The sequence below is a fragment of the Azospirillum sp. Marseille-Q6669 genome, assembly GCF_965111635.1.
In genome coordinates this window covers 1,225,780-1,240,600 of the sequence record NZ_CBCOOP010000002.1, presented here as the reverse complement: position 1 = coordinate 1,240,600, position 14,821 = coordinate 1,225,780, and the positions used below count along the sequence as shown (strand labels likewise).

General features: G+C 66.6%; 23 protein-coding genes. 21 read left to right on the top strand and 2 right to left on the bottom strand.

Features of this window, described 5'->3' with window-relative positions; all coding sequences use genetic code 11:
* The 17 genes from rplV (at position 1) to ACWPXE_RS17125 (ending at position 8,387) form a co-directional block, all read left to right on the top strand.
* Positions 1 to 396 (top strand): 50S ribosomal protein L22, encoded by a 396-nt coding sequence (gene rplV, locus ACWPXE_RS17205; protein ID WP_014241033.1) that lies wholly within the window; start codon positions 1 to 3, stop codon positions 394 to 396.
* A gap of 1 nt (position 397) precedes the next feature.
* Positions 398 to 1,174 (top strand): 30S ribosomal protein S3, encoded by a 777-nt coding sequence (gene rpsC / locus ACWPXE_RS17200; RefSeq protein WP_014241032.1) that lies wholly within the window; start codon positions 398 to 400, stop codon positions 1,172 to 1,174.
* 15 nt (positions 1,175 to 1,189) lie between these two features.
* Positions 1,190 to 1,621 (top strand): 50S ribosomal protein L16, encoded by a 432-nt coding sequence (gene rplP, locus ACWPXE_RS17195; RefSeq protein WP_014241031.1) that lies wholly within the window; start codon positions 1,190 to 1,192, stop codon positions 1,619 to 1,621.
* Positions 1,618 to 1,824 (top strand): 50S ribosomal protein L29, encoded by a 207-nt coding sequence (gene rpmC / locus ACWPXE_RS17190; protein ID WP_014241030.1) that lies wholly within the window; start codon positions 1,618 to 1,620, stop codon positions 1,822 to 1,824. The genes rplP and rpmC overlap by 4 nt, the downstream gene beginning before the upstream one ends.
* 12 nt (positions 1,825 to 1,836) lie before the next feature.
* Positions 1,837 to 2,091, top strand: a complete 255-nt coding sequence (rpsQ, locus tag ACWPXE_RS17185; RefSeq protein WP_014241029.1) for a 30S ribosomal protein S17 — start codon at positions 1,837 to 1,839, stop codon at positions 2,089 to 2,091.
* Between the two features lie 17 nt (positions 2,092 to 2,108).
* Positions 2,109 to 2,477 (top strand): 50S ribosomal protein L14, encoded by a 369-nt coding sequence (gene rplN / locus ACWPXE_RS17180; RefSeq protein ID WP_012973215.1) that lies wholly within the window; start codon positions 2,109 to 2,111, stop codon positions 2,475 to 2,477.
* A complete protein-coding gene (gene rplX, locus ACWPXE_RS17175) occupies positions 2,474 to 2,794 on the top strand; it encodes a 50S ribosomal protein L24 (RefSeq protein ID WP_088123921.1) in 321 nt (106 codons plus the stop codon). Before rplN ends, rplX begins: the two co-directional genes overlap by 4 nt.
* A gap of 11 nt (positions 2,795 to 2,805) precedes the next feature.
* Positions 2,806 to 3,348 carry a 50S ribosomal protein L5 gene (gene rplE, locus ACWPXE_RS17170; RefSeq protein WP_035675042.1) on the top strand — a complete coding sequence of 181 codons (543 nt, stop codon included), beginning with the start codon at positions 2,806 to 2,808 and terminating at the stop codon, positions 3,346 to 3,348.
* 19 nt (positions 3,349 to 3,367) lie between these two features.
* Positions 3,368 to 3,673 carry a 30S ribosomal protein S14 gene (gene rpsN / locus ACWPXE_RS17165; protein WP_014241026.1) on the top strand — a complete coding sequence of 102 codons (306 nt, stop codon included), beginning with the start codon at positions 3,368 to 3,370 and terminating at the stop codon, positions 3,671 to 3,673.
* A gap of 13 nt (positions 3,674 to 3,686) precedes the next feature.
* Positions 3,687 to 4,085: a 30S ribosomal protein S8 gene (rpsH, locus tag ACWPXE_RS17160; protein ID WP_035675041.1), complete on the top strand. Its 399-nt coding sequence runs from the start codon at positions 3,687 to 3,689 to the stop codon at positions 4,083 to 4,085.
* Between the two features lie 13 nt (positions 4,086 to 4,098).
* Positions 4,099 to 4,632 (top strand): 50S ribosomal protein L6, encoded by a 534-nt coding sequence (rplF, locus tag ACWPXE_RS17155; RefSeq protein ID WP_014241025.1) that lies wholly within the window; start codon positions 4,099 to 4,101, stop codon positions 4,630 to 4,632.
* Positions 4,633 to 4,640: 8 nt separating this feature from the next.
* Positions 4,641 to 5,003, top strand: coding sequence for a 50S ribosomal protein L18 (gene rplR, locus ACWPXE_RS17150; protein WP_014241024.1), 363 nt, complete (start codon positions 4,641 to 4,643; stop codon positions 5,001 to 5,003).
* A 12-nt stretch (positions 5,004 to 5,015) separates the two neighbouring features.
* Positions 5,016 to 5,597 (top strand): 30S ribosomal protein S5, encoded by a 582-nt coding sequence (gene rpsE / locus ACWPXE_RS17145; RefSeq protein WP_035675037.1) that lies wholly within the window; start codon positions 5,016 to 5,018, stop codon positions 5,595 to 5,597.
* A gap of 2 nt (positions 5,598 to 5,599) precedes the next feature.
* Complete coding sequence (gene rpmD, locus ACWPXE_RS17140; protein WP_014241022.1) at positions 5,600 to 5,791, top strand: 50S ribosomal protein L30; 192 nt, start codon at positions 5,600 to 5,602, stop codon at positions 5,789 to 5,791.
* A gap of 4 nt (positions 5,792 to 5,795) precedes the next feature.
* The gene (rplO, locus tag ACWPXE_RS17135) at positions 5,796 to 6,281 is read left to right on the top strand and encodes a 50S ribosomal protein L15 (RefSeq protein WP_149467682.1); all 486 of its coding nucleotides are present in this window, start codon (positions 5,796 to 5,798) and stop codon (positions 6,279 to 6,281) included.
* Between the two features lie 118 nt (positions 6,282 to 6,399).
* Positions 6,400 to 7,740 carry a preprotein translocase subunit SecY gene (secY, locus tag ACWPXE_RS17130; RefSeq protein ID WP_014241020.1) on the top strand — a complete coding sequence of 447 codons (1,341 nt, stop codon included), beginning with the start codon at positions 6,400 to 6,402 and terminating at the stop codon, positions 7,738 to 7,740.
* A complete protein-coding gene (locus ACWPXE_RS17125; RefSeq protein WP_014241019.1) occupies positions 7,740 to 8,387 on the top strand; it encodes an adenylate kinase in 648 nt (215 codons plus the stop codon). Before secY ends, ACWPXE_RS17125 begins: the two co-directional genes overlap by 1 nt.
* A gap of 121 nt (positions 8,388 to 8,508) precedes the next feature.
* On the opposite strand, the gene ACWPXE_RS17120 is transcribed toward ACWPXE_RS17125, so the two are convergent.
* A complete protein-coding gene (locus ACWPXE_RS17120) occupies positions 8,509 to 9,267 on the bottom strand; it encodes a FadR/GntR family transcriptional regulator (protein ID WP_103041394.1) in 759 nt (252 codons plus the stop codon).
* Between the two features lie 109 nt (positions 9,268 to 9,376).
* Positions 9,377 to 10,291: a DMT family transporter gene (locus ACWPXE_RS17115; protein WP_454018757.1), complete on the bottom strand. Its 915-nt coding sequence runs from the start codon at positions 10,289 to 10,291 to the stop codon at positions 9,377 to 9,379.
* 186 nt (positions 10,292 to 10,477) lie between these two features.
* Here ACWPXE_RS17115 and ACWPXE_RS17110 point away from each other — a divergent pair, with 186 nt between their 5' ends.
* From ACWPXE_RS17110 to ACWPXE_RS17095, 4 genes are all read left to right on the top strand, one after another.
* Entirely contained in the window at positions 10,478 to 11,350 is an 873-nt protein-coding gene (locus tag ACWPXE_RS17110; RefSeq protein ID WP_454018756.1) for an N-formylglutamate amidohydrolase, read from the top strand.
* A gap of 6 nt (positions 11,351 to 11,356) precedes the next feature.
* Positions 11,357 to 12,487: a carboxylate-amine ligase gene (locus tag ACWPXE_RS17105; RefSeq protein ID WP_237903172.1), complete on the top strand. Its 1,131-nt coding sequence runs from the start codon at positions 11,357 to 11,359 to the stop codon at positions 12,485 to 12,487.
* 187 nt (positions 12,488 to 12,674) lie between these two features.
* Entirely contained in the window at positions 12,675 to 13,985 is a 1,311-nt protein-coding gene (locus ACWPXE_RS17100; protein ID WP_454018755.1) for an O-acetylhomoserine aminocarboxypropyltransferase, read from the top strand.
* A gap of 10 nt (positions 13,986 to 13,995) precedes the next feature.
* On the top strand, positions 13,996 to 14,793 hold the full coding sequence (locus tag ACWPXE_RS17095) for an alpha/beta fold hydrolase (protein WP_454018754.1): 798 nt from the start codon (positions 13,996 to 13,998) through the stop codon (positions 14,791 to 14,793).
* The last annotated feature ends 28 nt before the right edge of the window (positions 14,794 to 14,821 follow it).

Genomic DNA, 14,821 nt, shown 5'->3' with positions numbered 1-14,821 from the left:
ATGGGCAAGCCCTCCAACCCCAGCCGTATCGCGGAGAACGAGGCCATCGCCTCCAATCCGATGATCCGCACCAGCCCGCGCAAGCTGAACCTCGTCGCCCAGCTCATCCGGAACAAGGATGCCAGCAGCGCCGTGGCCGAGCTGACCTTCTCCAAGCGCCGCATCGCCGGCGAGGTGAAGAAGGTCCTCCAGGCCGCGATCGCCAACGCCGAGAACAACCATCAGCTCGATGTGGACCGCCTGTACGTCTCCTCGGCGACGGTCGGCCGCGCCCTGGTGATGAAGCGCTTCCACGCCCGTGCCCGTGGGCGCGGCGCGCGGGTCGAGAAGCTGTTCTCCAACCTGACGATCATCGTGCGTGAGCGCGACGCCGCCGCTGCCGAAGGGGCCGAGTAAGATGGGTCAGAAAGTCAATCCGATCGGGCTGCGCCTCGGCATCAACCGGACCTGGGACAGCCGTTGGTTCGCCAAGCGCGACTACGCCAACCTGCTGCACCAGGACCTGAAGCTGCGCGGCTATCTGCAGGGTCGCCTGCAGCAGGCCGGCTGCTCGCGCGTCATCATCGAGCGTCCGGCCAAGAAGGCCCGCGTCACCATCCACTCGGCCCGTCCGGGCGTGGTGATCGGCAAGAAGGGCGCGGACATCGAGAAGCTGCGCACCGAGCTGTCGAAGATGGCCGGCGGCGAGGTGAGCCTGAACATCATCGAGATCCGCAAGCCGGAGATCGATGCCAAGCTCATCGCCGAGAACATCTCCAACCAGCTCGAGCGCCGCGTCGCCTTCCGCCGCGCCATGAAGCGCGCGGTCCAGTCGGCCATGCGTCTGGGCGCCCAGGGCATCCGGATCAACTGCTCCGGTCGTCTCGGCGGCGCCGAGATCGCTCGCCTGGAGTGGTACCGCGAGGGCCGCGTTCCGCTGCACACCCTGCGTGCGGACATCGACTACGGCACCGCGACCGCGAAGACCACCTACGGCACCTGCGGTGTCAAGGTGTGGGTCTTCAAGGGCGAGATCATGGCGCATGACCCGATGGCGCAGGACAAGCGCATGGGCACCGAGCCGGTGTCGACCGATGGCGAGCCGCGGCGCGAGCGTCGCGAGCGTGGTGACCGTGAGGAGCGTGGGGGCCGTGGTCGCGGCGACCGTGACCGCTCCGAGCGGGCTGACCGCTAGTAAGGGGCACGAGCGATGCTTTCTCCGAAGCGTACCAAGTACCGCAAGGCCCACAAGGGCCGCATCCACGGCAACGCGAAGGGCGGCACCCAGCTGAACTTCGGCTCCTTCGGCCTCAAGGCCCTGGAGCCGGAGCGCATCACGGCCCGCCAGATCGAGGCGGCCCGCCGCGCGATCACCCGCGCCATGAAGCGTCAGGGCCGCGTGTGGATCCGCGTGTTCCCGGACCTGCCGGTCTCCACCAAGCCCGCCGAAGTCCGCATGGGTTCCGGTAAGGGCACGCCCGAGTACTGGGCGGCCCGCGTTCATCCCGGCCGCATCCTGTTTGAGCTGGACGGCGTGCCCGCGGATGTGGCAAAGCAGGCGTTCGCCCTGGCGGCCGCCAAGCTGCCGATCAAGACCAAGCTGGTGACCCGCCTCGGCGGCGGTGAGGAGGTGGCGGCATGAAGTCCGTCGACGTTCGTGCGAAGAGCACCGAGGAGCTGAACGATCAGCTCCTCCAGCTCAAAAAGGAACAGTTCAACCTGCGTTTCCAGCGGGCCTCCGGCCAGCTGGAGAACACCGCGCGGGTGCGAGTGGTGCGTCGCGACATCGCGCGCATCAAGACGATCCTCGGTGAGCGTTCGCGCTCGGCCGAAGCCGGCAAGTAAGGAGGGCTACCTATGCCTCGCCGCGTTCTGCAGGGCACGGTGGTCAGCGACAAGGGCGACAAGACGGTTATCGTCCTGGTCGAGCGCCGCGTCATGCACCCCGTGTACAAGAAGTTCATTCGTCAGTCGAAGAAGTACGCCGCCCACGACGAGGGCAACCAGTTCAAGGTCGGCGATACCGTTTCGATCATCGAATGCCGCCCGATCTCCAAGCGCAAGCGCTGGACGGTCGTGCTCGAGTCCGCCGCCGTCAGCGGCGCCGCGTAAACGGAAGGGTACAAACCATGATCCAGATGCAAACCAACCTGGAAGTCGCCGACAATAGCGGGGCGCGCCGGGTGCAGTGCATCAAGGTGCTTGGCGGGTCCAAGCGGAAGGTGGCCACCGTCGGCGACGTGATCGTCGTCTCGGTCAAGGAAGCCATTCCGAAGGGTCGCGTCAAGAAGGGCGACGTGCATCGCGCCGTCATCGTCCGCACCGCGAAGGAACTGCGCCGGGAGGACGGGTCCGCGATCCGTTTCGACCGCAATGCCGCCGTGCTGATCAACAAGCAGGGCGAGCCGATCGGCACGCGTATCTTCGGGCCGGTCACTCGTGAGCTTCGCGGCAAGAAGTTCATGAAGATCATCTCGCTGGCGCCGGAGGTGCTGTGATGGCCGCGAAGATCAAGACCAAGGACAAGGTCGTCATCCTTGCCGGTAAGGACAAGGGTAAGACCGGTGAGGTCCTCAAGGTCATCCCGGCGGAAAACCGTGTCGTCGTGCAGGGCGTGAACGTGGTGAAGAAGCACCAGCGTCCGAGCGCCACCTCGCAGGGCGGCATCGTTGAGTTCGAGGCGCCCATCAACGTCTCGAACGTTGCTCATGTCGACCCCAAGGACGGCAAGCCGACCCGCGTCGGTTTCAAGGTCCTTGAGGATGGCCGCAAGGTGCGTGTCGCCAAGCGGTCCGGCGAAGTCATCGACGTGTGAGGACCGGACCAATGGCTGCACGTTTGAAGGAAGTGTACGACTCCAAGATCCGCGCCGCGCTCAAGGCTGAGTTCGGCTACGCGAACGACATGGAAGTTCCGCGGATCGAGAAGATCGTCATCAACATGGGTGTCGGCGAAGCTGTCGGCGACTCCAAGAAGATCCAGAATGCGGTGAGCGAACTGACGGCGATCAGCGGCCAGAAGCCGATCGTCACGAAGTCCCGCAAGTCGATCGCGCAGTTCAAGCTGCGTGAGGGCATGGCGATCGGGTGCAAGGTCACGCTCCGTCGTGAGCGGATGTACGAGTTCCTGGATCGCCTGGTCACGATCGCGTTGCCGCGTGTCCGCGACTTCCGCGGCATCCCCGGCAACAGCTTCGACGGCCGTGGCAACTATGCCATGGGCGTGAAGGAGCAGATCATTTTCCCGGAGATCGACTACGACAAGATCGATCAGATCCGCGGCATGGACATCATTTTCGTCACCTCGGCGAAGACCGACAAGGAAGCCAAGGCTCTCCTGAAGGCCTTCGACATGCCGTTTGTGGCCTGATTGGCTGGAGCACGACCCCATGGCTAAGACCAGTGCCATCGAGAAGAACAAGCGTCGCACCAAGCTGGTGAAGCAGTTCGCCAACAAGCGTGCCCGCCTGAAGGCCATCGCCTCCGATCGCTCCCTCCCGCCGGAAGAGCAGTTCGCCGCCCGCCTCAAGCTGGCTGAAATGCCGCGCAACTCGTCGAAGGTGCGCATCCGCAACCGCTGCGAAATGACCGGCCGTCCGCGGGCGTTCTATCGCAAGTTTAAGCTGTCCCGCGTCACCCTCCGTGAACTGGCCTCGACTGGCCAGATCCCGGGGATGGTGAAGTCGAGCTGGTAAGGAGGGTCGGAGAATGTCTTTGAGCGATCCGCTCGGCGATATGCTGACCCGCATTCGCAACGGTCAGCACGCCCGTATGTCTGTTGTGCAGAGCCCGGCGTCGAAGCTGCGCAGCAACGTGCTTGAGGTTCTCAAGCGCGAGGGTTACATCCGCGGCTACTCTGAGGAGGAGCTGCGCCCCGGCATCAAGAACCTGAAGATCGAGCTGAAGTATCACGAAGGCGAGCCTGTGATTAAGCAGATCGCCCGCGTGTCGAAGCCCGGCCGCCGCGTTTATTCGAAGATCACCGATCTGCCCCGCGTCTTCAACGGCCTCGGCATCGCGATCCTCTCCACGCCGCGCGGCGTGATGTCGGACAATGAGGCCCGCGCCGCCAACGTCGGCGGTGAAGTCCTCTGCCGCGTGTTCTAAGGGGGACCCTTCGATGTCGCGCATTGGAAAGCATCCCGTGCCGGTTCCGGCTGGTGTTGACGTCTCCGTCAACGGCCAGCAGGTGTCGGCCAAGGGCAAGCTGGGTTCGCTCAGCCTGACCCTCATCGACGACATCACGGCCAAGCTGGAAGACGGCAAGGTCGTGGTGGCCCCGGCGAACGACAGCAAGCGCGCCCGCGTCATGTGGGCAACCTCGCGCACCCTGATCAACAACATGGTCACGGGCGTCAACCAGGGCTTCACCATCAACCTCGAGATCAACGGCGTCGGTTACCGTGCCGCCGTGCAGGGCAAGGAGCTGGTCATGCAGCTCGGCTACTCGCACGACGTCAAGTACCCGATCCCGGAGGGCATCACCATCAAGTGTGACAAGCCCACCGCGATCTCGGTGTCGGGCTTCGACAAGCAGAAGGTCGGTCAAGTCGCCGCGGAGATCCGCGGTTGGAAGAAGCCGGAGCCCTATAAGGGCAAGGGCATCAAGTACGAGACCGAGACGCTGATCCGTAAGGAAGGCAAGAAGAAGTAAGGTCCGCCATGCTCAAGCCAAAGCAACTCCACGAGCGCCGCAAGCAGCGCGTGCGCGCGCAGATTGCCAAGAAGGCCGGCGGGCGGGCTCGCCTCTCGGTTTTCCGGTCCAATCTGCACATCTACGCCCAGATCATCGACGACGAGAACGGCCGCACGGTCGCCTCGGCCTCGTCCGTGGAAAAGGAGCTGCGCGAGCAGCTCAAGCACGGTGGGAACGTCGAGGCCGCCCAGAAGATCGGTGCGCTCATCGCCGAGCGCGCCAAGGCGGCGGGCGTCACCGAGGTCGTGTTCGACCGTGGTGGCTACATTTACCACGGCCGGGTCAAGGCCCTGGCTGACGCCGCCCGCGAGGGCGGGCTGTCGTTCTAAGGAGGCTCCGAAATGGCACGTGAAAGAGGCGAGCGGAGCGACCGTGATCGGCAGCCGCGCGATCGCGACCGGGAAGAGAGCGAGCTGATCGAGAAGCTCGTCGGGATCAACCGCGTCGCCAAGGTTGTGAAGGGTGGCCGTCGCTTCGGCTTCGCCGCCCTGGTGGTGGTCGGTGACGGCAAGGGCCGCGTCGGCGTCGGATCGGGCAAGGCCCGTGAAGTGCCGGAGGCGATCCGCAAGGCCACCGACCAGGCGAAGCGCGGTATGATCCGCGTTCCGCTGCGCGAAGGCCGCACGCTGCACCATGACTCCAACGGTCACTTCGGTGCCGGCAAGGTCGTGCTGCGCACCGCCCCGGCCGGTACCGGCATCATCGCCGGCGGTCCGATGCGCGCGATCTTCGAGGCGCTGGGTGTGCAGGACGTGGTGACGAAGTCCATCGGCACCTCGAACCCGCACAACATGATCAAGGCGACCTTCGACGCGCTGTCGCAGGTTTCCAGCCCGCGCAGCGTCGCGGCCCGTCGCGGCCGTCGCGTGAGCGACATCCTCGGCAAGCGTGAAACCGGCGCTGCCGGTGCGCAGGAGGCTTGATCATGGCCGAGAAGAAGACCGTCATCGTCACCCAGACCGGCAGCCCGATCGGCCGCAAGCACGACCAGCGTGAAACGCTGGTCGGTCTGGGTCTCAACAAGCTGCACCGGACCCGCGAACTGGAGGACACTCCGGCCGTGCGGGGCATGATCGCCAAGGTCGCGCACCTGGTCCGCGTCGAGAACGAGGGCTGAACCCATGACGAAGCTGAACGATCTCCGGGACAACCCCGGTGCCCGTAAGGAGCGCATGCGCGTCGGCCGCGGTATCGGTTCGGGCAAGGGCAAGACCGGCGGCCGTGGCGTCAAGGGTCAGACCTCGCGCACCGGCGTGGCCATCAACGGCTTTGAAGGCGGCCAGATGCCCCTTCACCGCCGCCTTCCGAAGCGCGGTTTCCGCAACATCTTCGCGAAGGAATACTCGGTGGTGAACCTGGGCCTGGTCCAGAAGTTCATCGACGCCGGCAAGCTCGACGCCAGCCAGACCATCGACGCGGTGGCCCTGGAAGCGGCGGGCGTCACCGGCAAGGTGAAGAAGGATGGCGTCCGTCTTCTGGGCAAGGGCGCCCTGACGACGAAGGCCAGCTTCACCGTGGCCGGCGCCTCCAAGTCGGCTGTGGAAGCGGTCGAGAAGGCGGGTGGCAGCGTCACGCTGACCGCGTCCGCCGCCGAAGCCGCCGAGTGATCGGAAGCCCGCGCTTGCGCGCGGGCCTCTTCCGGCACTAAATGAAGCGAAGTTGCGAGGGGCGGCCTGCATCCTGCAGGACCGCCCCGTTCGTGCATTAGGGACAGGGATACGACCCATGGCATCAGCGGCCGAGCAGCTTGCCGCGAACATTAATTTCGGGGCCTTCTCCAAGGCGACCGAGCTGAAGAAGCGGATCTGGTTCACCCTTGGTGCCTTGATCATCTACCGCCTGGGCACCTACATCCCGATTCCGGGCGTCAACCCGCAGATCCTCGCCGATATTTTCCGGCAGCAGGGCGGGGGCATCCTGGGCATGTTCGACATGCTGGCCGGCGGCGCGCTGCACCGCATGACGATCTTCGCGCTCAACATCATGCCGTACATTTCGGCCTCCATCATCGTGCAGCTTCTGACCGCGGTATCGCCGCAGATGGAAGCGCTGAAGAAGGAAGGCGAGTCGGGCCGCAAGAAGCTGAACCAGTACACCCGCTACGGCACCGTCCTCCTGGCGACCGTGCAGGCCTGGGGCTTGGCGGTGGGGCTCGAGGCGATGACCGGCGCATCCGGCGCCGCGGTTCCGGAACCGGGGCTGTTCTTCAAGATCGCTACGGTCATCACGCTGGTCGGCGGCACGATGTTCCTGATGTGGCTGGGCGAGCAGATCACCGCCCGCGGCATCGGCAACGGCATCTCCCTCATCATCTTCGCCGGCATCGTCGCCGAGCTGCCGCGCGCTCTTGTCAGCACGCTGGAGCTGGGCCGCACCGGCGCGCTGTCCACGCTGTTCATCGTCTTCCTGCTGCTGATGGCGGTGGGCGTCGTGTTCTTCATCGTGTTCATGGAGCGCGCGCAGCGCCGGCTGCTGATCCAGTATCCGAAGCGACAGATGGGCAACCGTGTGTTCGGCGGCGAAGCGTCGCACCTGCCGCTGAAGCTGAACACCTCGGGCGTCATTCCGCCGATCTTCGCGTCGTCGCTGCTGCTGCTGCCGCTGACCGCGGTCGGCTTCGCCGGCGGCGAGGGGCCGGAGTGGCTGCAGACGGTCACACGCTATCTGGCGCACGGCACGCCGCTTTACATGATCCTGTATTCGGCGCTGATCATCTTCTTCTGCTTCTTCTATACGGCCATCGTCTTCAACCCCGCGGACACGGCCGAGAACCTGCGTAAGTATGGCGGCTTCATTCCCGGCATCCGTCCGGGCAAGAACACCGCGGACTACATCGACTACGTGCTGACCCGGTTGACGGTGATCGGTTCGGCCTACCTTGTGGCGGTTTGTCTCCTCCCCGAAATCCTGATTTCCCAGCATTCGGTTCCGTTCTATTTTGGCGGCACCAGCCTGCTGATCGTGGTCACGGTAACGATGGACACGGTTGCGCAGATTCATTCCCATCTGCTGGCCCACCAGTATGAGGGGCTGATTAAAAAAGCGAAGCTTCGGGGGAGAAAGTAATGAATCTCATTCTGCTCGGACCGCCGGGCGCCGGGAAGGGGACCCAGGCGCGGCGTCTCGAAGACACGCGCGGGCTCGTCCAGCTTTCCACGGGCGATATGCTCCGCGCGATGGTCGCCGAGGGTGGTCCGCTTGGGCAGCAGGCGAAGGACATCATGTCCGCCGGCAAATTGATGCCGGACGAGCTGATGGTCAAAATCATCGCTGAGCGCATTTCCAAGCCGGATGTGGCCAACGGCTTCATCCTCGATGGTTTCCCGCGCACGGTCGCCCAGGCCGAGGCGCTGGACACCATGCTGTCGGACAAGGGCCTGAAGCTCGATCACGTGATCGAGATGAAGGTCGTGGACGACATCCTGGTGGAGCGCATCACCGGTCGTTACACCTGCGCCAAGTGCGGCAAGGGCTATCACGACGTCTTCGAGAAGCCGAAGGTCGAGGGCGTCTGCGATGTCTGCGGCAGCACGGAGTTCAAGCGCCGGGCCGACGACAACGCCGACACGGTGAAGACCCGCCTCGCCCAGTATCACGAGCAGACCGCGCCGATCCTGCCCTATTATCAGAGCCGTGGCGTTCTGAAGACGGTGGACGGCATGGCCGAGATCGACGACGTGACGAAACAGATCGAGGGCATCCTGGCCGCCTGAACGGGATTGTCCTGATCGACTGCATAGAAAAAGCCGCGAGGATCTTCGGACCTTTGCGGCTTTTTCTATGCCGTGACGATGAGGCGGGGAGGGCGGTCCTCCCCGGAGGTGCCGCCGCTCTTTACGGAGCGGCGTCGGTGTCGGGGCGGGACAGGTCTTCCGCCTTCCGGCTCAGATCGTTGTAGCGATCGAGCACCCAGCCGAGGTGGTCGGTGGCCGCAACGGCGGCGGCATCGGCATCACGGCGCCGGATGGCGTCGTAGATGGCGCGGTGATGGTCGATCATCAGCGCCTCGCGGCCCAGCGCGAAGGGCTCGGTGTGATGGTACTCCATCATCTGGCCAAGGATGTCGCGGATGGTCGCCAGCAGATGCAGATAGACCGGGCTCCCGGCCGCCTGGGCGACGGCGAGGTGGAAGTCCATGTCGTCGGCGGCCTGCTTGCCGTCGCGGCCCGTCTCACCCATCGCGGCGAGGACTCGTCCGATGTGGTCGATCTGCTCCTGGGTCGCGCGTTCGGTGGCGCGCCGGGCCGCCCAGCTTTCCAGGGCCTGCCGGATCTCCACGAGGTCGCAGAGGTTGGCGTGCTTCACGCGGACCATCTCGGTCAGTGCGCCGTCCATTGCGCCCGCGGAGGACACCACGCGCGTGCCGCCGCCTTGCACCGCGGTCAGGAAGCCCTGCGTCTTCAGCTTCTGCAGGGCCGCGCGCACCGACACCCGGCTGACGTGGAGCTGCTCCGCAAGCTGGCGCTCGCCGGGCAGGCGCTCTCCCGGAACGAGTTCGCCGCGGGCGATCCGTTCGAGAATCCGTTCCGCCACCCATTCGGATATGCGCTGGGAGGAAGCCGGTACGTGGTGGGGTTCTTCGGTGTCGGACACGGTGGCATGCCCTTTCATCAGCAATCGGTGATAGGTCGTACCCGAGTCGGGCAAATCACGTCAACTCGCATCCGGACGGCGGCGTATGGCCCACGTCACCGGCGGCGTTTCATCGGCTCCCGCGGCGGGCCATCAGGATGCCGGCCAACACCACGGCGCCGCCCGCCGCCTGGAAAGCGCCAAGCGGCTCGGCGAGCAGCGCCCAGGCCAGCACCGCCGCCGCCGCCGGTTGGAGCAGCAAGCTGACGGAGGAGAAGGCGGCGGGCAGGTGGGCCAGCGCGTAGGCGATCAGGCTCTGGCCGCCGGCATGGCTGACCAGCGCGAGCCCCAGCAGCACCGCCCAGCCCTCAAGCGATCCGGCGATCAGGCTCTCGCCAGACAGCAGGGCGATGGGCAGCAGGGCGAGGCCGGTGACGACTCCGCTCCAGGTCATGATGGTGGCTGTGGAGAACTCCGCCCGCAGCCGGCCCACCGCCAGGATGTAGCCGCCGTAGAAAACCGCGGTCAGCAGCCCGAGGGCGTCGCCGAACAAATGGTCCGGGCTCAGCTTCAGGCTTTGCCCCATCAGAACGACGGCCCCGCACAGCGCCAGACCGAGTCCCATCAGGAAGGTCCGGCTGAACCGCTCCTTGAACACCAGCCAGGACACCAGCGTCACGAAGATCGGCGCGAAGTTGGCGAGCAGCGTGGAGTTGGCGACGGAGGTGTAGCGGATCGACCAGTGCCAGATGGCGAGGTCCCCGGCGAAGAACAGGCCCGCCGCGGTCAGCCGCGCGTAGTCGGACCGCGACGAAGGCTTGCGCGACCGTGCGCCTCCCTTCGGTTCCACCGCCATCCAGACCCACAGGGCCGGGATGGCAAAGGCGAGCCGCCAGAAGGCGGTGGCGCTCGGCCCCAGTTCGGACAGGCGCACGAAGATCGGGGCGAAGGCGATTCCCAGCGCCCCGGTCAGAAGGGCGATCAGCGCGATCCGCTGCGCCGAGTCGGCGCGCGCGGTGGGGGCGAGGGTGCTGGCGTCCGGCATGGCGTCCGTTATAACGGACGCACCCCCTAGGCGCCACGGGCGCCCGCCGCATGGCTCATCTGCGGAAGCCCCGGATTGTGGGACATTGCCGCTCCGTCGGGATCATCCTTGCCGCCGGACCGTTGCCTTGGGTACCAGCCGGCGGGAACTTCCGCTGCGACCGAGACCCTGCAATACTGTGCCATCATGACGCAGCGATCCCCCTGCAAGCCCGCCGAACACCCGCGACCGGTGACCCTGCCGTCGCCGCCCCGCGCCGCGCCGGCCCCACCGTTGCTGGGTCCCGACGATCCGCCGCCGGTCACCGTGCTGCGTCCGGAGTCGGACAGCCCGGTCCTGCTGCTGTGCGACCACGCTTCGCGGGCCATTCCGAAGGCTCTGGGAACGCTGGGACTGGACGAGACGAATCTGTGCCGGCACATCGCCTATGACATCGGCGCAGCGGAGGTGACGCGGCGGCTGTCGGAGCGGTTCGGCGCCACGGCGGTGCTGTCCGGCTATTCCCGGCTGGTGATCGACCCGAACCGCGCGCTGGACGACCCGACGGCGATCCCGGTGGTCAGCGACGACGTGGTGATCCCCGGCAATCGGGCTCTGGACCGGGCCGAGGAGGAGCGCCGGATCGACGCCATCTTCCGGCCCTATCACGAGGCCGTCGCCGCCGAGGTTGCCCGGCGGCGCGAGCGCGGGCAGGTGCCGGTGCTGCTGTCGATCCACAGCTTCACGCCCGCGATGCGCGGCGTCGCCCGGCCCTGGCATGTCGGCATCCTGTGGGACCACGACCCGCGCATCCCGATCCCCATGATCGCGCGGCTGCGCGCCGACGGGCGCTGGTGTGTCGGCGACAACGAGCCCTATTCGGGCCGGACCACCCTGGGCGGCACGGTGGAAAGCCACGCGACGCCCGCCGGGCTGCCCAACGTCCTGGTCGAGGTGCGCCAGGACCTGATCGCGACGCCAGAGGGGGCGGCGCTGTGGGCAACGGTGCTGGGCGACGCGCTGGAGCCGATCCTGGCCGACCCCGGCCTCTATGAAATCAAACTGTTCCCGCGGGAGTGAGCGTACATGGAGCCAGCCTTCACGCTGGGGCTTGAGGAAGAGTATCTGCTGGTGGACCGCAGCTCGCGGGACATTGCGCGCAACCCGCCGGACGAGATGCTGGAGGCCTGCCAGGAGCAGGCGCCGGGCCAGATCCATCCGGAATTCCTGCGCTGCCAGATCGAGGTCGGCACGCCGGTCTGCGCCAGCCTGAAGGAGGCGCGGGCGGAACTGGCACGGCTGCGCGCGACGGTGTCCGGGGTAGCGCGCGCCCACAATCTGGCGCCCATCGCGGCCTCCACCCATCCCTTCGCCGCGTGGGAACCGCAGAAGCACACCAACCGCGACCGCTACAACATGCTGGCCCGAGACCTGGGGGCTCCGGCGCGCCGGCTGATGATCTGCGGCATGCACGTCCATGTCGGGATCGAGGACGACGACCTGCGCATCGACCTGATGAATCAGGTCCGCTATTTCCTGCCGCATCTGCTGGCGCTGTCCACCTCCTCGCCCTTCTGGCGGGGGCAGGACATGCAGCGGAAATCCTACCGGCTGGCGGTGTGGAACGAACTGCCGCGCACCGGCATGCCCGACAGCTTCCAGAGCTTCGGCGAGTACCAGCAGCAGGTGAACGTCCTGGTCAACGCCGGCATCATCGAGGACGCGAGCAAGCTGTGGTGGGACATCCGCCCGTCCCAGCGCTTCCCGACGCTGGAGATGCGGATCACCGACGTCTGCACCCGCCTCGACGACGCGGTGACGGTGGCGGCTCTGTTCCGCTGCCTCTTGCGCATGCTGTGGCGGTTGCGGCTGAAGAACGTGACGTGGCGGCCTTACAAGAACCTGCTGATCGGCGAGAACCGCTGGCGCGCCCAGCGCTACGGCCTCGACGAAGGGCTGGTCGATTTCGGGCGCGGCACCATCGTTCCCTACGCCGACCTGATGGAGGAGCTGATCGAACTGACCCGCGAGGACGCGGAGCGATTCGATTGCGTGGCGGAGGTCGCCAACGCCCGCGACATCATCCGCCGCGGCACCAGCGCACACCGGCAGGTGGCCATCTACCGCGAGGCGCTGGAGCAGGGCGCCACCGGCTGGGAGGCCCTGGCCCAAGTGGTCGATTGGCTGGCCGAGGAGACGATGGTCGGGGTGGAGTGATTTGCACCGAAGAGTTGCTTCGAAATCCGTGGCAACTTTCGGAAAGCCACTACTTGACCTTTGCGTCATCCAGCCATACCCTCCCCGCAAATCAGCTCACCGAGTTGAGCAGGGCAGGCAAAAAATAACGAAGCAGCAGAGGGCCGCTCGCATCACGGGCGGCCCTTACCTTTTCAGGGGGAAGGGAATGGCCGACGCCAAGTTCCTCAAGTTCGACACGCTGAGCCTGCACGCCGGCCAGCGGCCCGACCCGGCCACCGGGGCGCGGGCGGTGCCGATCTATCAGTCCACGTCCTACGTCTTCGACGACACCGACCACGCCGCCTCGCTGTTCAACCTGGAACGGCCGGGGCACATCTACTCCCGCATCTCCAACCCCACGGTGGCGGTGCTGGAGGAGCGGCTGGCGGCTCTGGACGGCGGTGTCGGCGCGGTCTGCACAGCCAGCGGCCAGGCGGCGCTGACGCTCGCCATCATGACGCTGATGGACGCCGGCGGGCACATCGTCGCCTCCTCCTCGATCTACGGCGGCAGCCGCAACCTGCTGGCCTACACGCTGCCGCGATTCGGCATCACCACGACCTTCGTGAATCCGCGCGACCTCGACGGTTTCCGCGCGGCCATCCGGCCGGAGACGCGGCTGCTGTTCGGCGAGGTGCTGGGCAATCCGGGGCTGGAGGTGCTCGACATCCCGCGCCTGTCGGCCATCGCGCATGAGGCCGGTCTGCCGCTGATGGTCGACGCGACCTTCGTCACGCCCTATCTGTGCAAGCCGCTGAGCGTCGGCGCCGATCTGGTCATGCATTCCTGCACCAAGTGGCTGGCCGGGCACGGCGTCGCCATCGGCGGGGTGGTGATCGACGGCGGCACCTTCGACTGGGAGGCGTCCGGCAAGTTCCCGACCCTGACCGAGCCCTACGCCGGCTATCACGGCATCGACTTCGCGGAGGAGTATGGGCCGGCGGCCTTCATCATGCGCGCCCGCGCCGAGGGGCTGCGCGACTTCGGCGCCTGCATGAGCCCGATGAACGCCTTCCAGATCCTCCAGGGCGTGGAAACCCTGCCGCTGCGCATGAAGGGCCACATCCACAACACCCGTAAGGTGCTGGGCTTCCTCGAATCGGAGGCTTACGCGGAGAACGGCAGCGTCGCCTGGGTCACCCATCCCGAACTGCCCGATCATCCCGACCACCGGCTGCGCGCCCAGCTTCTGCCGCACGGCGCCGGCTCGATCATCTCCTTCGGCATCAAGGGCGGGCGGGAGGCCGGGCGGCGCTTCATCGAGAAGCTGGCGCTGTTCTCCCACCTCGCCAACGTTGGCGACGCCAAATCGCTGGTCATCCATCCTGCCAGCACCACCCACGCCCAGCTCGACGCCGAAGCGCTCGCCGCCGCCGGGGTGGGGGAGGACATGATCCGACTGTCCATCGGGCTGGAGGACTGCGACGACCTGATCGACGATCTGCGCCAGGCGCTGCGCGCCGCGACGAAGGCGTGAGGAGGCTGCCATGGAACTGACCGTCAACGGCCAGACCGTCTACGCCCACACCGGCGGGCGGCCTTTCGACCCGGCCCGGCCGGCGCTGGTGCTGATCCACGGCGCCGGCATGGACCACACGGTGTGGAGCCTGCAAAGCCGCTACCTCGCCCATCACGGGCGGTCGGTCCTGGCGGTGGACCTGCCGGGCCACGGCCGCTCCGGCGGGGCGCCGCTGCCGTCCATCGAGGAGTTGGCGGACTGGGTCGCCGCTCTGCTGGACGCGGCGGGCGTGGCGAAGGCGGCGCTCGCCGGCCATTCCATGGGCGCTCTGGTGGCCCTGGAAACCGCGGCGCGGCATGGCGACCGCATCGAATCGCTGGCCCTGCTGGGCGTGGCGGAGACGATGCCGGTCCATCCCGACCTGCTGGCCGCCGCGGCGCTGAACGACCCGTCCGCCATCGAGCTGGTCATCGGCTGGGGGCATGGTCCGCGCGGGCATGTCGGCGGTGCGGCGGCTCCGGGCCTGTCGCTGGTGCCCGGTGGGCGGCGATTGATGCAGCGGGCGCGACCCGGCGTGCTGGGCGTCGATCTGGGAGCCTGCAACGCCTATGTCCGCGGCGGCGCGGCGGCTGCGGCGGTGTCCTGCCCGGCGCTGTTCCTGCTGGGCGGAGTCGACCGTATGACCCCGGCGAAATCCGGCAAGGCTCTCGCCGCTAAGGTTAGGCATTCCAAAGTCATTCAGCTGTCCGGCATAGGCCATATGGTTATGACGGAAGCACCGGACGCAACCACAGATGCCTTTTCAGCGCAGTTCTCCGCGCGTTAGGCCTGTTGTTTCTTCGTTGATTACAGGG

What these genes read in the sequence shown, in the direction of transcription:
- rplV (WP_014241033.1), top strand. Translation starts at nt 1, where the DNA reads ATGGGCAAGCCCTCCAACCCCAGCCGTATCGCGGAGAACGAGGCCATC.
- rpsC (WP_014241032.1), top strand. Translation starts at nt 398, where the DNA reads ATGGGTCAGAAAGTCAATCCGATCGGGCTGCGCCTCGGCATCAACCGG.
- rplP (WP_014241031.1), top strand. Translation starts at nt 1,190, where the DNA reads ATGCTTTCTCCGAAGCGTACCAAGTACCGCAAGGCCCACAAGGGCCGC.
- rpmC (WP_014241030.1), top strand. Translation starts at nt 1,618, where the DNA reads ATGAAGTCCGTCGACGTTCGTGCGAAGAGCACCGAGGAGCTGAACGAT.
- rpsQ (WP_014241029.1), top strand. Translation starts at nt 1,837, where the DNA reads ATGCCTCGCCGCGTTCTGCAGGGCACGGTGGTCAGCGACAAGGGCGAC.
- rplN (WP_012973215.1), top strand. Translation starts at nt 2,109, where the DNA reads ATGATCCAGATGCAAACCAACCTGGAAGTCGCCGACAATAGCGGGGCG.
- rplE (WP_035675042.1), top strand. Translation starts at nt 2,806, where the DNA reads ATGGCTGCACGTTTGAAGGAAGTGTACGACTCCAAGATCCGCGCCGCG.
- rpsN (WP_014241026.1), top strand. Translation starts at nt 3,368, where the DNA reads ATGGCTAAGACCAGTGCCATCGAGAAGAACAAGCGTCGCACCAAGCTG.
- rpsH (WP_035675041.1), top strand. Translation starts at nt 3,687, where the DNA reads ATGTCTTTGAGCGATCCGCTCGGCGATATGCTGACCCGCATTCGCAAC.
- rplF (WP_014241025.1), top strand. Translation starts at nt 4,099, where the DNA reads ATGTCGCGCATTGGAAAGCATCCCGTGCCGGTTCCGGCTGGTGTTGAC.
- rplR (WP_014241024.1), top strand. Translation starts at nt 4,641, where the DNA reads ATGCTCAAGCCAAAGCAACTCCACGAGCGCCGCAAGCAGCGCGTGCGC.
- rpsE (WP_035675037.1), top strand. Translation starts at nt 5,016, where the DNA reads ATGGCACGTGAAAGAGGCGAGCGGAGCGACCGTGATCGGCAGCCGCGC.
- rpmD (WP_014241022.1), top strand. Translation starts at nt 5,600, where the DNA reads ATGGCCGAGAAGAAGACCGTCATCGTCACCCAGACCGGCAGCCCGATC.
- rplO (WP_149467682.1), top strand. Translation starts at nt 5,796, where the DNA reads ATGACGAAGCTGAACGATCTCCGGGACAACCCCGGTGCCCGTAAGGAG.
- secY (WP_014241020.1), top strand. Translation starts at nt 6,400, where the DNA reads ATGGCATCAGCGGCCGAGCAGCTTGCCGCGAACATTAATTTCGGGGCC.
- ACWPXE_RS17125 (WP_014241019.1), top strand. Translation starts at nt 7,740, where the DNA reads ATGAATCTCATTCTGCTCGGACCGCCGGGCGCCGGGAAGGGGACCCAG.
- ACWPXE_RS17115 (WP_454018757.1), bottom strand. Translation starts at nt 10,291, where the DNA reads ATGCCGGACGCCAGCACCCTCGCCCCCACCGCGCGCGCCGACTCGGCG.
- ACWPXE_RS17110 (WP_454018756.1), top strand. Translation starts at nt 10,478, where the DNA reads ATGACGCAGCGATCCCCCTGCAAGCCCGCCGAACACCCGCGACCGGTG.
- ACWPXE_RS17105 (WP_237903172.1), top strand. Translation starts at nt 11,357, where the DNA reads ATGGAGCCAGCCTTCACGCTGGGGCTTGAGGAAGAGTATCTGCTGGTG.
- ACWPXE_RS17100 (WP_454018755.1), top strand. Translation starts at nt 12,675, where the DNA reads ATGGCCGACGCCAAGTTCCTCAAGTTCGACACGCTGAGCCTGCACGCC.
- ACWPXE_RS17095 (WP_454018754.1), top strand. Translation starts at nt 13,996, where the DNA reads ATGGAACTGACCGTCAACGGCCAGACCGTCTACGCCCACACCGGCGGG.